Origin of the sequence: Bacteroides sp. AF25-5LB, assembly GCF_003602965.1 — a bacterium.
GTDB lineage: Bacteria > Bacteroidota > Bacteroidia > Bacteroidales > Bacteroidaceae > Bacteroides > Bacteroides uniformis.
In genome coordinates this window covers 1-15,928 of the sequence record NZ_QTMC01000008.1, presented here as the reverse complement: position 1 = coordinate 15,928, position 15,928 = coordinate 1, and the positions used below count along the sequence as shown (strand labels likewise).

The 15,928-nt window shown below is 39.2% G+C and carries 14 protein-coding genes and 1 pseudogene; 7 read left to right on the top strand and 8 right to left on the bottom strand.

All coding sequences use genetic code 11. The features are described from left to right. Window positions 1-137: 137 nt before the first annotated feature. Together DWY57_RS20890 and DWY57_RS10490 are read right to left on the bottom strand one after the other, a co-directional pair. A complete protein-coding gene (locus DWY57_RS20890) occupies window positions 138-1,079 on the bottom strand; it encodes a DUF6043 family protein (protein WP_165853597.1) in 942 nt (313 codons plus the stop codon). A 7-nt stretch (window positions 1,080-1,086) separates the two neighbouring features. Further along, on the bottom strand, window positions 1,087-2,421 hold the full coding sequence (locus DWY57_RS10490; protein ID WP_007763430.1) for a site-specific integrase: 1,335 nt from the start codon (window positions 2,419-2,421) through the stop codon (window positions 1,087-1,089). 656 nt (window positions 2,422-3,077) lie between these two features. On the opposite strand from DWY57_RS10490, the gene DWY57_RS10480 reads away from it, so the two are divergent. From DWY57_RS10480 to DWY57_RS10445, 7 genes are all read left to right on the top strand, one after another. After that, window positions 3,078-3,983: a hypothetical protein gene (locus DWY57_RS10480; RefSeq protein ID WP_119961711.1), complete on the top strand. Its 906-nt coding sequence runs from the start codon at window positions 3,078-3,080 to the stop codon at window positions 3,981-3,983. Between the two features lie 241 nt (window positions 3,984-4,224). Next, entirely contained in the window at window positions 4,225-4,512 is a 288-nt protein-coding gene (locus DWY57_RS10470; RefSeq protein WP_119961709.1) for a helix-turn-helix domain-containing protein, read from the top strand. A 3-nt stretch (window positions 4,513-4,515) separates the two neighbouring features. Next, window positions 4,516-5,724, top strand: a complete 1,209-nt coding sequence (locus tag DWY57_RS10465) for a primase-helicase family protein (RefSeq protein ID WP_119961708.1) — start codon at window positions 4,516-4,518, stop codon at window positions 5,722-5,724. 232 nt (window positions 5,725-5,956) lie between these two features. Further along, entirely contained in the window at window positions 5,957-6,895 is a 939-nt protein-coding gene (locus tag DWY57_RS10460) for a toprim domain-containing protein (RefSeq protein ID WP_119961707.1), read from the top strand. 146 nt (window positions 6,896-7,041) lie between these two features. Beyond that, window positions 7,042-7,395, top strand: coding sequence for a MobC family plasmid mobilization relaxosome protein (locus DWY57_RS10455; protein WP_119961706.1), 354 nt, complete (start codon window positions 7,042-7,044; stop codon window positions 7,393-7,395). Then, a complete protein-coding gene (locus DWY57_RS10450) occupies window positions 7,376-8,314 on the top strand; it encodes a relaxase/mobilization nuclease domain-containing protein (RefSeq protein WP_119961705.1) in 939 nt (312 codons plus the stop codon). The genes DWY57_RS10455 and DWY57_RS10450 overlap by 20 nt, the downstream gene beginning before the upstream one ends. Before the next feature lie 22 nt (window positions 8,315-8,336). Continuing rightward, a complete protein-coding gene (locus DWY57_RS10445) occupies window positions 8,337-9,038 on the top strand; it encodes a hypothetical protein (protein ID WP_119961704.1) in 702 nt (233 codons plus the stop codon). Window positions 9,039-9,342: 304 nt separating this feature from the next. Here the strand turns inward: DWY57_RS10445 and DWY57_RS10440 are convergent, their stop codons facing one another. The 6 genes and pseudogenes from DWY57_RS10440 to DWY57_RS10415 all read right to left on the bottom strand — a co-directional run. Continuing rightward, entirely contained in the window at window positions 9,343-10,209 is an 867-nt protein-coding gene (locus tag DWY57_RS10440) for a hypothetical protein (RefSeq protein ID WP_119961703.1), read from the bottom strand. Continuing rightward, on the bottom strand, window positions 10,206-11,654 hold the full coding sequence (locus DWY57_RS10435; protein ID WP_119961702.1) for a DarT ssDNA thymidine ADP-ribosyltransferase family protein: 1,449 nt from the start codon (window positions 11,652-11,654) through the stop codon (window positions 10,206-10,208). Before DWY57_RS10435 ends, DWY57_RS10440 begins: the two co-directional genes overlap by 4 nt. A gap of 11 nt (window positions 11,655-11,665) precedes the next feature. Continuing rightward, window positions 11,666-12,280 carry a hypothetical protein gene (locus DWY57_RS10430; protein WP_119961701.1) on the bottom strand — a complete coding sequence of 205 codons (615 nt, stop codon included), beginning with the start codon at window positions 12,278-12,280 and terminating at the stop codon, window positions 11,666-11,668. Between the two features lie 11 nt (window positions 12,281-12,291). Next, on the bottom strand, window positions 12,292-13,104 hold the full coding sequence (locus tag DWY57_RS10425; RefSeq protein ID WP_119961700.1) for a phospholipase D-like domain-containing protein: 813 nt from the start codon (window positions 13,102-13,104) through the stop codon (window positions 12,292-12,294). A gap of 10 nt (window positions 13,105-13,114) precedes the next feature. Further along, window positions 13,115-15,520, bottom strand: coding sequence for a leucine-rich repeat protein (locus DWY57_RS10420; RefSeq protein WP_119961699.1), 2,406 nt, complete (start codon window positions 15,518-15,520; stop codon window positions 13,115-13,117). Further along, a pseudogene (locus tag DWY57_RS10415) lies at window positions 15,510-15,875 on the bottom strand (PDDEXK nuclease domain-containing protein); the annotation flags it as partial. The pseudogene DWY57_RS10415 and the gene DWY57_RS10420, both read right to left, overlap by 11 nt. Window positions 15,876-15,928: the final 53 nt, after the last annotated feature.

Genomic DNA, 15,928 nt, shown 5'->3' with positions numbered 1-15,928 from the left:
CCGTTTCGGCAGTATTATAAACGAAAAGCCACTACCCCGATTAGGATAGTGGCGCAAATATATAATGAAAATCAATCGTAAAACAATGATATTCAATTCGTTAAATTCGTAAAAACGAAAAGCGAATTAAACGAACTTCAATTGGATAGATAGGCTTTCAATTCCTCGATGGCTTCATGGTCTTCACCAATGTCTTTTACCAGTTTCTTGCTGTTTCCAAGTGGTGAAATGAGATTTCTGTATGCTTTCTGAATGCCTCTTTCGTGGACGATTTCTTGTTCATTGAATTGCTCGTGCAGTGCGTTTCTGAAAGTCTTGATGGGGCACTTCCGCATGAAGCGGTATTCCACCAGTGCGATAAACAGCCGTGCTATATCTGTTTCCGTAGCATGGGTTTTCAATCGTGTGCCAATTCTTTCAATCAGTATGTCATGCCTTTCTATCAGAAGTTCTGGCAACGTGCGTGTGTCGGCTTTGCGTCCTGCGGTCTTTAGCTGTTCTTCCTGCAACATATCTGTTTCTTCCTCGTCCATGTCTTCATCTTCTTCTATTGCCCATTCCACAAGAGAGTTTTCCTCAATGGCTTTCTGTTGCTTCCTGAATACTTGCCAGTCCTCTTTGGTTCTCATGCCATTGGCGATGCTTTTTCTGATAATGAATTTGACCATGCCGGAAACAAGCCATTTGTATAAGGTGGGAATATCCTTTCTTTTGGTCAGTTCCTCACCCTGTTCCACCATGCACTCATAGCTTCGTCCGTAATAGAGCCATGCAAGCATGGCAGGAACAATGCTTCTCTTATTCGGGGTATGAAACTCATTCACTATCTTCTCGGCAAGGTCTGATTGTAAAAGAACATTTTCCAGTTCCTCGAAATCAGGGTTTCTATCATCACCTATTCTCTTTCGTGCTGCTTCTTTATATTTTGGAACAAGCCTTACAGCCGTATTGAAAATATTGAAGAATCCTTTGAACTTCTTGTCGTTCATTTCTTCTACGAAATCAGCATATTCATCCGGATGGCTGTCGAGCCATTCCTTTATCAGTCTTTTGAAATTGTCATATTCCTGTTGTCCCATACAAGTATCAGTCTAATAGTTTTACAAGGTCTTTCTTCATTTCTTCGTCAATATCCCTGTATCGTCTGAAAGCTTTGCTTCCCTCCTTGTGTCCCGACAGTGCGGAAACAAGGTTCGGGTCTTTCACTTTTTTATAGATATTGCCGATAAACGTACGTCTTGCCAGATGGCTGCTTGCCACTTCATAAATAGGTCGTTTGATTTCGTTGTGCGTCAACGGGTCTAAGATTGTTACGATGCGGTCAACTCCAGCCAACTTGAATATCTTTTTTATGGCATCATTGTACTTTTGCTCGGATATGAACGGCAACAGTTTTCCCTCATATTCTTTGTAGCGTTCAAGGATTTCCTTCGCTTTGTCGTTAAGTGGAACACGTACCGTAACCGGATTCCCCTCTTTGGTTTTCTTGGGAATATACTCTATGGCTTCATTGACCACATTTAGTTTGGTCATTCGGTAGAGGTCGCTCACCCGACATCCTATCAGTGTCTGAAATATGAATATATCTCTCTGTATTGCCAGTTGTGGGGTAGCTGAAAGGTCGGCATTGAAAATTCTATCTCTCTCTTCAAGTGTTATATAATAAGGTGTACCGTATGTACATTCTTCTATCGGGAATTTGTCGAAAGGTCTGTTTGTGGTACGCTTGTTATCGAAGCACCACAAGAAGAATGTACGTATTCTTGAAAAACAGTCTATCAGCGTGTTCTTGCTTCTGGGTTGTGGTGTCCTCTTTTCGGGAATGGCTTCATAAATGCTCGGGTAAAGTTCATAGTACTGGTATTCGTTCTGAAAGAAATCCCACATATCCCGAAGCGTGTCAGGTGTTACCAAATCCACGTCAAGGATAAAGCCCTTTTGTCCTCTCTTCGTTGCCCTTACATATAGTTCATAACGTGCTAACGCACGTTGTACTACTCGAAAGTTCTTGATGCGAACTTCTGATAATTTATGCTTGACAAGAAATTCAGCAAACAAATCCAGCAAGGTGGGTTTGGTTTCCGCTGCAATCTCTTCTTCTGTTTTATATCTGTTTGGATGATGATATTTGTCTATGAGTGTGCTTAGCCATTCGCTGTCAGCTTCCGGTGTGTACTCTTGACTTATCAGGTTGATGATGTTCTGTACTTCGTTGTTCAGTGCCAGTTTCTTTTCTTCATGAACAAGGGCTACTCTGTCTTTATAACCTTGCTTCTCGCTACTCCAGTGATTTGGGTTAATTGTCAGCTCACTGGCAGCTTTAATGTCCTTTTTACCATCTCTTAATCGGAAATAGATTGTAGCTACACTATTGGTGTCGTTTTTACTTGCGGATTTTCGGATAAAGGCTGTTGCTTTCATAATCGGGATTTTTAGTAACGGTACAAATATATAAATTGTTCCCAAATTGTTCCCAATCATCCCGAATTTATTTCAATCCGATTAAATAGAATTAACTAAGTGTGTGTTTGTAATGCATTGGATATTAGTGTATAATGCTTTATTTTTCTTTGATTTTTTATTTAATAGGATTGTTCCCAATTTATATATTTCAAATGCGGGTCTGGGTACGAATAAATCCTGATAATCACCTGATTATCAGGATTTTCGCTTTTTATAAGGCGTACTAAACGTGTACTTTCTGACGAAAACAAAGAAAAGTGTACTTTCATGGTTTTTCAACCGATATATTTATTGTTTATTAACTCTTTCTCTTGGCAAAGTAACTATTCAGCGATTGAATATACCTGAAAATCAACTGTTTGTATAAGGAAAGCAGACGAGCTGTTAGAAAAAATAACCCAAAATAGCAACTCAAACTTTCTATTTATCTCTTTATTATCATGTATTCCGGCAATATGATATACTTCCGGCAAAAGAATAATCGTTTTAACATGACTAATCGCTGAATAGTTACTTGGCAAATCTTCCTATTTCCCTCTTTTTTCTTTCCTTTTTATGAGATTGAATGGGCAACTTCTTTATCTTTGCGAAATAACGATTAGACAATTACGGCTATGGAAGATTGCAGAGAGAAAAACTTCAGGGAGATACAGAAACTGTTGGACGGTTGTATCGCATATGGGTATGACAAGATAATTCGTGCTCTGACATTGAAACGTGAATATTTTACCAAAGAACAAGTGAAGGAATATCTGCGACAAGAAATTTTTCGTGTAACCGATAGTCTTGTTGCCATGCAGCAGAAGTACCGTGCTTTGCGGAATGTAAGAATGGATATGTATATTCCCGACTTCTTGTGGGAAAGTGCCTTCTTTGAGGATTTGACTCCGGTGGAAAGAAAGAAGTATATCAATTTTTCGTGTCCGTCCTTTGATATGGGCAAATACCTTCGTAAACCTGTCTGTTATGATGAACAACTTCCTTATTTCTCTGTCATCATTGATTTCGTGGTGTCAACCAAGTATTTGGAATACTTGCAAGAAGATGAAAAAGCCTTTTATCCTGTTGAAATTACCAAAGAATTTATAATCCAGCCAAAAGAAGAAGTTCAGACAGAAGAAAAACCGAAAAAGATTGTGGGCAAGTCCAATCCTTTCCAGTCCAAACTAAAATCCGCTGAACTCAAATTGTTAGCCGAATGCCTGAACGAATCCCGTATGTTTACCACTACTGTCAGCCCTAAAATACTCACTGACTTCTTCAACTGTAAATTGAACGGAGTATTGAAAGTCAATAATACCCGATTGTTCGCTTATCTGATGATGCAGTTGAGTTGCTACAACTATATCGCATACGAATGGCAGTCTGTCGTTGCACACAACAAACTGGTATTGGGCAAGTTAAAAGGAGAACCGCTTACACGTACTGACCTGTCGAGCGCGACAGACCAAGCTAAAAGCATCTATCCGAAAGGATACGAAATCATAGACAAATACATCAAGCAACTGAAAAAAGGTTGAGCATAGGTTGAACGCTCAAACAAAGGTCAATTAGACTTCATTTTCAAGTCTTTAACTTTGCCCTCGTTAACAAAATGATGCGGCATACAGATGTCAGCATTGGTCAAAACAAAAAATATTTCACGTGAATCACTCGTAACTTGTGTATTGATGTTTTGGAGAATGCCGATTTTTGCTTCATCAAAAAATAAAACGAGGGTGCGCACCTTCATATTGTTTCACCAAAAAAGTTTCAAGCAATATGGAAAAGACTTTGGAAATGCGAGTGGAAGAACTCGAAAGAATGTTGTTCCTGACCAAGAACGTGTTGAGCTTTGACGAAGCAAGCACATTCTTGAATCTCTCAAAGAGTTACCTGTACAAGCTGACAGCAGGTAACCTTATACCCCATTACAAGCCACAGGGGAAAATGCTCTATTTCGAGAAATCGGAACTGGAAGCGTGGCTTCGTCAGAATCCTATCAAGACGAAAACGCAGATAGAGCAGGAAGCGCAGCGGTATATTATGAATCATCCCGCAAAACGATAGGTTATGAACAGAGATATACCGACAAGCGAAAATCCGTTTGTCCGAGTTGGCACAACGCTCTACAAGATAGTGAGCCAGCCCCGATTGAACGGGGGACACATCAAGAAGCGCATTGTCTGGAACAACGAAACACTTCGTCAGGATTATGGCAAGGACTATCTGGCTGACGTTCCAAAGTATGACGGTTTCTGTACCGTTCCCGACCATGTGAACTATTGTCAGGTAATAGACAACTTCCTGAATCTGTACGAGCCGATAGGACACGAGCCAAAAGAAGGAGACTTCTCCCACATTCAGACATTGGTGCGCCACATCTTCGGTGAACAGTACGAACTGGGCATGGACTATCTGCAACTCCTTTATTTGCAGCCAGTACAAAAGCTGCCTATCCTGTTACTGGTATCGGAAGAACGCAATACGGGAAAGAGTACGTTCCTGAACTTCCTGAAAGCCGTGTTCCGCAACAACGTGACCTTCAACACCAACGAAGATTTCCGCAGCCAGTTCAATGCGGATTGGACTGGCAAGCTTGTCATCGTGGTGGATGAAGTACTTTTGAACCGCAGGGAGGACAGCGAAAGGCTGAAGAATTTGAGCACCACGCTTTCCTACAAGGTGGAAGCCAAAGGCAAAGACCGTGACGAGATTGCTTTCTTCGCCAAGTTCGTGCTTTGCTCCAATAACGAGAGCCTGCCCGTCATCATTGACCCGGGCGAGACACGCTATTGGGTACGGAAAATCTACCGCCTTGAAAGTGACGATACGAACTTTCTGCAAAAGCTGACAGCGGAAATTCCGGCTTTCCTTTATTTTCTCCAACATCGAAAACTGACCACCCGGCAGGAAAGCCGCATGTGGTTTTCCCCGAAGCTGACGGAAACTCCGACTTTGCAGAGGATTATCCGATGTAACCGTGGCAAGCACGAAGTGGAGGCAATGGAGCTGATAAGGGAGATAATGGACAACATGGAAATTGAAAGTTTCTCTTTTTGCCTGAACGACCTGCTTAACCTGCTGAATCTTTCGGGCGTTAAAATCGAAAAGCACCAACTGCGCAGAATCGTTACGGAAAGCTGGAAACTGACACCTGCCCCCAACGGGCTGACCTATACTTCCTACCAGTTTGCATACAATAAGGAACGCAGATTTGCACCTATCAAGAGGGTGGGACGCTTTTACACCGTCAGCAGGACTTTGCTAGACGAACTCTGATTATTTTGTTGAATTGTTGAAACAAGGAAGTAATCTGTTGATACTTAACTTGTAGTATTCTCAACAAACGCTCAACATTCAAGATGCGCTGTTGAAAAGAAAAATAATAGTTTCTCTTTTCACAGGCATTTGTTGAGCCGCTGTTGAGGGGGTACCGCTTTGTCTTCCAACTTGATACAAGATACTCTCAACAATTCAACGCTTTTTACTCACTATCAAATCCGTATAGAAAATGACTATCGAAGAAGCTAAGAATATAAGGCTGGCGGATTATCTGCACAGTTTGGGTTATGCTCCTGTCAAACAACAGGGAGTGAACCTATGGTACAAATCACCGTTTCGGGAAGAGACCGAAGCGTCTTTCAAGGTGAATACCGAAATCAATAAATGGTATGACTTCGGACTGGGACAAGGTGGCAACATCATCGCACTGGCTTCAGAGCTCTACTGTTCTGTCTACGTTCCATACCTGCTGCAACGGATTGCGGAACAGACACCGCACATCAGCCCCGTGTCTTTCTCTTTTCGGAAGCAGTCCTCCACAGAGCCGAATTTTCAGCGTATGGAAGTAAGGAAACTTGATTCTCCCGTCCTGCTTTCTTATCTGCAAGGCAGGGAAATAAACTTGGAACTGGCGAAAAGAGAATGCAATGAGGTACATTTCGAGAACAACGGCAAGCGTTATTTTGCCATCGGTTTTCGGAATATGAATGGAGGTTACGAGATACGCAACCGATACTTCAAGGGCTGCATCGCGCCGAAAGATATCACCCATATCCGGCATGAAGGCAGAAGGAATGATACCTGTTTCGTGTTCGAGGGATTTATGGACTATCTCTCGTTTCTGACCATACGGACGGAGAAGTGTCCCAAGATACCGTGTCTGGACTGGCAGGACTATATCATATTGAACTCGGTTTCCAATCTCCGCAAGGCGATTGACGGGTTGGCGGTCTATGAGCGCATCCATTGTTTTTTCGACAATGACCGTGCCGGAACGGAAGCTTTCCAAAGACTTGCAAACGAGTATTCCTACCGTGTCCGTGACGCATCCCATACTTACAAGGACTGTAAAGACTTGAACGAGTATCTCGTCCGGCAACGCTCCATGCAGGGGAAGAAAACCGTACAGATTGCACCGCCCAAGAAATCGAAAGGGCGAAGTCTGTAACATCAATTATGTATCACCGCTGTACCGATGTGGGGTGTATTGTCTGAGGGAGCAAGGTTATGGAAATGTATACATTTCCGACCTTGCTTTGCCAAAAGGCAAAGACAGTCCGCTCCCGTTGGTCGCAGCCAAAAAGGAATTTCAGAATGGAAAAAGATAGACAACAACCACGACCGACCAAACGCAATAAGGTGCGTGTGGTCAGCGCAAGATTTACAGATATTGAATACCAAGCGGTGGAGAAACGCAGGAAAGATGCAGGCGTTTCCCTCAGCAGGTTTGTACATTCCGTATTGCTAACGGGTAAAGTAGTTCAGCGCATTAGCAAGGCGGATGCGGACATACTTCGTAAATTGGCAGGAGAAGCCAACAACATCAATCAGCTTGCCCATAAAGCCAATGTTGGAGGATTTGCCGGAGTGGCAGCCGAACTGATGATGTTGAAGAAAAAGATAGTCCAAATCATAAAGCAGTTGTCCGATGATTGGAAAAATAAGTAAGGGAGCGGGATTCAAGGGCTGTGTCAATTATGTATTGGGCAAACCCGATGCAAGACTGCTGGCTGCGGAAGGAGTACTGACGGACAGCATTCAGAGTATAACGGACTGCTTTCAAGCCCAGCGGATGATGAAGCCGAATATCCGTCAGCCTGTGGGACATATCTCGCTCAGCTATGCGCCCGAGGACGTTTCGAGAACGACGGATGAGATGCTTGTCAGTCTGGCAAAGGAGTATATGCAGAAAATGGGAATCAGAGATACCCAGTATATCATCGCCCGGCACAATGACCAAAAGCATCCGCACGTCCATATCGTTTTCAACCGGGTGGACAACAACGGGCGCACCATCAGCGACAGGAACGACTGCTATCGGAATGTCAAGGTCTGCAAGGAATTGAAAGAAAAGTACGGACTTTATTTCGGCAAAGGCAAGGACAGGGTAAGGATGCACCGTCTGAAAGGGAACGATAGGACGAAGTACGAGATTTACCATGCCGTCAAGAACTTACTGACCAAATCCGATAGCTGGAAACAATTCTTTTCCGAACTATCCAAGCAGGGGATAAAAGCGGAGTTCAAATATAGTGGCAGGAGCAATGTCATACAAGGCTTGTCCTTTACCAAAGACGGCATTACGTTCAAGGCTTCGGACATTGACAGGAGTTTCAGCTATTCAAAATTAGACAGGCAGTTGGGAGAAACCAATAGCCAATACCAACAAGGTATCGGAATAGCGACCAGCAGCCAACCTGCAATGCAGCGTGAGAATACCTGTAATTCAGGCGGTAATGTAGTGGAAAGCATTGCCGGAGCGTTTGGCGGACTGTTCAACCCTGCACACAACCATGCCGATGAGAATGCGGAAGCAGCCTTTTGGCGGAATTTGAAAAAGAAGAAAAAGAGAAGAATCAACTGGTAATCATTCAAAAACAGATACGAAAATGAAAGAAATGGAGAATAACGATTTCATCCACACGCTGGATGCGGTATATAACCTCTGTTCCGAAATTAAGGAACGGATAACTTCGGTTGAAACACCTAATGAAGAAGAAAGTAACGAGGGAGTTATCCTGCTTTCCGACAATCTGCAACGGCTTCAAGCCGAAATAGTGGAATTGAAACTTGGACTGTCTTCCGACAGGGAAGGACGGGATAAACTCCGCGCTGCCATAAATTTGCGGTTCAAAGAAATCAATGAAGTGTATTCGGCATTGAGTACAACCAACGAGAGAATCTTTGCCGGACAGGAACGAATCAGCGAGGAACTGCAACGGATTCAAAGCCTGAAAGTCCAGAATAACCATACACACGTTATTGACTTTAAGACTTCACGTCCTTTTTTATGGCAGGCTGTCATGTCTATGATAATTCTGCTTCTTTTGGTCGGCAATGCTTGGCAGTTCAAGAGGAACATGGACTTGTCGGACAATGATTTGAAATATCGCCTTATCAAAATGTATGGTGGCATTTCAGGCAATCAATTGGATACGCTGGAAGTGATATTCCATCGGGACAGGGATAAAACCGTCATTAAAAACATCCGTAATGATGTGGAAGATTTTGAATACCGTACACGGATAAGAGCTGAAAAGTTGGAAAAGGCTAGGTTGTTGCAGCAGGAGGCAGAAGAGTTAAAGCCATAATTTCTTAGAAATATATTATAACGTGAGTTCGATATAATATATTCAACTGTATATTAGTAACATAATGATAAATTCATAGTGTTGAATTGTAACTGATTCTATATATATGGAGGGAGTACGTATAGCATGTAAATAATAAATTCGTGCCCCCCTCGCTGGAAAAATTACAGATTATAACTATAGAACCTAAAAGAGTCGTATCAAACTCTGTTTTGAGTAATGACGCGACTCTTCTTTTTGTCTTTAAGGACGTTCAAGTTTCAAATCAAGAGTTCATATAGGCCAAATTTGAGTTTTGTTAACCTTATTCGTGATTATAATCTTGACTTAGCATCTTGCTTTTCGTGTAATTATTTTTCCAAGCATTTTCTAAGACCGCCAATGAATAATCGTCATGAGCAATTAATCCTTTACGAATTAAAGCACTTAAATGACGATGGAAATTTGTTGAATGCCCAACGCAATTTAGTAGTTTCCCAAGTATATCACGTTCAAAATAGATGGAATGGATGTTTCTTGCCATTCTGATATAATTACTATTTTTTGTGTAATAAGATTCTGCAATATTCAATTCCTGGGCGAACTCTTCGCAATGGGCTATTTCATACATCATCAAAATGTAATGTGCCAATGCATCACTCGCAACAAATACAACAGACTGTTTGCCAATATTAAATACGCCACTCTTAAAACCATCTTTAAGAAGTTCGTCCTTGCAATTAATTAAATAAGGCGGTTTGTTAAAGTCAGCCAATGAAGTGAATGAATGTTGTAATTTATGTGTGATATAGTTGTAATGGAAAGCTACGCTATCGCCAAAACTCATCCATTGGCACTCATTTTCCGATGTTTTCCATACGGCAACTATAGTGGCAAACGAGCCTTCATCGTAAAACTTGTCTAGCAAAAGCCCACCTAATTGTTTGGCATCTGTTTCACATTCATTATAAAAAGGCTCCCAAATTTGTTCAATCCACGTATTAAACTTTTCCACATTTTCTATTGGAATATCCGGCAGATGTGCAAGTAGGTACTGTGACCAACGCTCAGCAAATAAACCTCCTCCTCCGGCTCCATCTGAAATAGCAATTCGTTTTTCTTTTGCTAAAACTGCATCTTCGTTAATGCAATTTTGTTCAAATTTACTAATGGATATACACTTACTTTTCATTGATTTTGGTTAATGTTGGTTGGTGTTCCTATATCCATAAGTTTGATTAATGTGGTAGCATCCACATTCACGCCCATTGCCACATGCCGTCCCTGACGATTGTCGTTTAAATACTTCTCAATATCTGCATTGTAGCGCAAGGGTAACAGACTCGATATTTCAAAGAGAGTTTCTGCATAGCTATTACCGTTGAGTTCTCGTTTATCTATTGGGCAAATTATTTCTTCGGAAGACTTGCTTGCGGTGAAATGGATATTGAACAAGATTACATTACCATCATTGGTAAACATGGATTTCAGCTCATTGGCATTTTGTAGAACAGTGTCTTTACTTGCACCATTAAACTCTCCGTCTGTGATATTAATGATAGTAGGAGGATAGCAATCTTTTTCTTTATGTTGTTCCATCCATTGGTCAAGTAGCATTTTTGCGCGCCCGAAAGCCTTATGTAGATGCGTCCAACTGCCATCGTGACGTGCTTCTACCCACTGAACTTTTTCTACTTCTTTCTCTACAGTTCCTTTTCGAGTTCTCTTTTCTTCTCGTATAGTGATTTTCTTATACGGATTGTTACGTAACTCTTCTGGCGAAACGAAATCACGACCTTTCAAACATCCGTTCCATCCGCTGTAAGCCTCTGTTCCATATCCGATGACGGCAATGCTATAGTAATAGCGTACTTCGTTGGATTTAATACAACGTAACACTAGTTCATTGATTTGTCTGTTCACGATACGAGAAGCTGCTTCTGCCATTGTCATTTCTTCTCCAAACAATATTGTTTTCTTTTGCATACTGACAGAATGGTCTACAAGAAAAATGAATGCAGTAGGCGTATTACGAGTAATTTGTGCTGTATAAGCTGCTTTACTTAGAAGTTGTTTAGGCTTATTGGAAACAGGAATGCCGAAATTTCCGATGTTCTTAATGTATTGCAAAGGAATATGGTTCTTAATAAGCACCTCTGCTTGGTAATACATTTGTTCTTCTTCAGGTAAATCGAAATGTTTCTTCGCTTTTACGGCATTAAAATTTATATCCTTAAAATTTTCTATTTTGCCTCCTATTTTAGCTCCGCTTTTAGTAGCATTGCGGTCTGCATATAATGTTTCTTGCCAATAAATCACCTCTGGGTCTATTTCAAGAATGATAGGATTTGAAATACGTCCATCGTTCATAGCAGCATACATCATAGGATGCTGTGTGACGAAACTCACACGTACAAAATTCTGTAGCCCATCTCGTAAATCCAGAGTTTTGGATATTTGACTTCCACCTGTTTTTTCTATTTTGATACCTTTCGAATCACAATCTGCCCATGAGTATAGTCCACCATTTCTGATTATGGATTCTAAATTATCACGATCTGTAAAGTGGTATAATTTCTTTATACCATGTTGTTCGAGTATAGCCTTATATTCTTGCCAGTTTGTTTTCTTTTCCATATTTATTTTTATTAGTCAAACAATGAAAGTTGTATCGTAGTGTTATCAGTTGGGGGACAAATTCTGTTTGCCATATTGTTATATGGATACAAACCTTCCACGTATGCCTTAATCAAAAAAGCATGCGAAAGAGGTTTACTTGCATCTTCCACATCACTATTCGTTTCATAATCGAGTAGTACAATTGTCTTTGTATAACTTGCTTCACTTAAACGCTTAATGATATTTTCAACTTTATGCTCCAACACCCAACGGTAAGTGGGGATATATATCAGCTTACGTGCTTCAATATACCCCAAAAGTTCTGTCCCCTCAACTCCCTTGCGATGTCCCAAGGGGATACCGTATTTTCTGACTGTCCGTTTAATATTCTTCATTGTATCGTTGAAAAATAGGTTTGTATCCACATCAGCGGTTTCAAACACTTTTAAACCTTGCCAAATGGCTTCCACACAAGAGGCTGTCCAACCTTCGCTAAAAGGTACAGGAATGTCATGGTGAGGATAAAATGGACTTAATTTCACTAGTCCATCTTTTGCCTGTGAAGTAACATCGGCGATGATTGCATCTGGATATTTCTCCAAAATACTTTCAGACTTCTTTCGTTTGGAGGCTATGATAATCATTTTATTATTAATTATTTTTTCTTGTTTCCTAAAGCATATAATTTGTTGAACTCTAAAGAAAATCTAGTAGCTAACTGGTTGTCATTCTCAGTTATATTAATATGCTCGGCATTTCTTAACTCCGCATTGTCTGTCCAATTATAACTTCCACTAATAACTATCTGGTTATCAATAACGCAAAACTTTTCATGCATTATGCCACCTTGTTCGCTTCTAACTTTTACCGCATTTAAGCCAGAAATGTCTATACCATGTTTCTTATTTATGCCATCGTTATTTATAACAACACGAACATCAACTCCTTGATTTTTCTTTTCTATTAACTTTTTATACAGGACATCATTTGTAAACCAAGCAACGGCAACAACTATAGATATTTGTGCCTTGTCTAAAGTTTGGAGTATATCATTCTGTATTTTTTGAAAAACGGCAGTATTTTTTATAATAGGTGTTTTACAAATTCTCAAGCCGGTAATTTTAAAAGCCCCATCGTTGTTTTCTATATTATATCCACAAGCAGAAATAATATCATTTATTTCTGCTGCACATTTTTCTTTCCAAGTAGATTTTGAAATTACTTCTTCTATTAATGAGGAGAGACCTTCATTTTCATTCATTTTTTTTAATCTGTCTTCAGCGTATGTTTTTTTTGCTGTGTTTTGTCCTTCCTTAATTGGTGGAAGCCCGTTGGCATATACATCTCGAAAATTACCATATTTATTAAAAATACTGATAAGTTCCCTTCCTGTGAAGTTTGCACCATGATCTGTATGACCAGTCATATATGGTGCTAATTGCTGTATTGCATAGTCATCTAATTTCATAATTATTTTTTTAGATTTCTCTTATTAGTTTTTGAAGATAGGCTGGAATGAGCCTTGATATATTTTTCATCCCTTTAGGTACTATTATCTGTTCCAAGTTAAAGCACCAATAAAAAGCTGTTTCATCTATATATTCTAAAGATTGTGGTAACTTTATTTGTCTCATAGTTTTCCCAAAAAAAGAATTTGCGCCTAAAAGTTTTACCCCATTAGGGATGCAAATATTTTCATCATCTCCCAAATAAGAAATAAGTCTTTTTTCTTTTATATCATATAGTATGTCGTTCAATATTTTAATTTCGTCAGAAAGAGATGTTATTTTTAATTCGCTGGTTCCTGCAAAAGGATTATCTCCTATACCAATAACTGATTTAGGAATAGTTACTTCTATTATGTTCATTTCACTAAAAGCTCCTCCCTTGATATACTTTACTCCATCAGGGATGTTTATGGTATCTTTATTCCCCAAATATCGAATAAGTGTTTTTTTATCAGCTGATAAAAAATAGTCATTTTCAACTATAAAACTCTTTGATTTACATATGATATTTGAAATGCTTGCACAAAATACATTACTGCCAATTCTTTTTAATGAACTTGGCAAATATAGAGTTTTTAAATAATGTCCATCTATTTCATTATACAAATCATTGAAACATTCATTGCATAATATTTCTGTACCTTCTTTTACTGTAAATTCTTCCCCATAAGTACCCCAGTAGCATAAGAATCTTTTTCCATCAATACTATATGTCCCAGTATTACTTTCACCGACTGATGAAGGCAATTCATGATGTTGTATATTGACTACATCATTCATCTGGTATAGTCTGTTATATTGTTCTAGTTTATATTCAGCATATGAATCGCCGTTATATGCCGCTTTAGAATAATATTTAAAAGATTTTGATATATCTTTTTGAACTCCGTTTCCACGTTCATAACAAACTCCTAACATTGATTGTGCATAGGTGTCATCTTGTTCTGCTGCTTTCGTCCACCACTTAACGGCATTTTTATAGTTTATTTCTAAGCCTCTTCCAAAGTAATATTTCCATCCTAATTTAGATTGGGAAAGGGGGTCTCCTTGTAATGCTGATTCTTGATAGAGATTTGCCGCTGTACATTCGTCTCCGTTCTGATCGTAAATATAAGCTAGCCATGATGTCGCATGTGAAAAATTTATTTCATGTCCTAAAGAAAAATATTGTTTGGCTTTTACATTATCCATATTTAATAATTCTTCTCCTTTACGACAAATAGCAAAGCCGATTTTATTTTTCTCTAATTTGTCTATGAATAGGTTTTTCTCATTATTAAAATCATCTCCATAAAAATAGCATTTGCATAATCCACAAGAAGCTTTTATATCTCCTAATGAAATAGCAAGTTCATACCATTGTATAGCCTTCGAATAACTTTTAGGGACATAAATTCCATAATAATATAAGTCTCCTAATTTTATCATTGCTTTAGTATCACCTTTATGTGCTGCATGTATTAATTGTGATTCCTTACGAGTATCAAATGCAGAGTTGTCAGATAGTAAGCTGCTTATAATTTGTCTATCAAGCCTGCCAAAAGAGGATACCATTATATATGCAGATATTAATGGTGCAATTCGCTTATCTTCTAAATAATTGTCAAACTGTCGAATAAAATCAATATTGTTTGGTGTTAAATATTTATCAATAGTTGATGGATGGATTGATATTACTTTTAATAATAATAATATTAGTACCGCTGGATAATCATCAATATACTCGTCAAAGTCATCCATACTTCGACCTCTATATTGAAACATAGGAGTTCCTTGTTCACGTGCTTTTTGTCCGAACATGACTGGAACAAACATACCATCATAATCTATTAAAACGATGCTCCCGTCCGATTTGATGATAATATTATCGGGCTTTAAATCGCCATGTGCAATATGCTGTGGTAATAACCAACAAATAAATTTCTGAAAATCGTCAGCCAACTTTCTCAATTTCATTTTATTGTTAATTATACTTTGTATATATTCTTCCAAGCATAATCCTTCTACCCAATCCATAAGAAGAACCGGAAATTCAGTTTCTTTTGTTTGTGTAGAATCCACAAACAATTCTTTTTCGTAATAAGTAACAGATATTAAATAAGATGGCTTTTCATAAGTGTTTAAATATTCTGTTATCAATCTATATGATTCTTCACGCCCCTTTTGTTCTCGAAGAAAACATTTAAGTGCATAATAGTTGTTCCCGTCCGTCATTTTGAATACCACGGCAAAGTTGCCGCTACTCATTATGGGAATGCCTGCATCATCCAAAACAGGACGAAGATTTTTAAGTCTATCGAAATTATATTCTGCAGAATGGATAGCTTCTATGTATTCGGATATTAAAGGATATTGCATGGCTTTACTACTTGACATTTAAAATAAATTTCTTGATGTCTTCTTCCGAAGGCAGTTCTATCATATACTTCTGTACGAATATATTCGGGTCTAATCCGGCTGTAGCATACTTTACTAAAGCATCTCCCTTTTCGGTACAAAGCAGAATACCGACAGGTGGATTATCGTCTGGCTGCATCACTTCCGCTTTAAAGTAGTTAAGGTACATATTCAGTTGTGAAGCATACTCATGTCGGAACTTGTCTATCTTCAATTCCACAATGACATGGCATTTCAAGATGCGATGATAGAACACAAGGTCGGCAAAGAAGTAATCTTCATCAATCAAGATACGTTTTTGCCGGGCTTCAAAGCAGAAACCGTGTCCCATTTCTTATGCCAACAAATTTATTATGCAAAGTGACTTAAACTAAATCGCAGCTACAA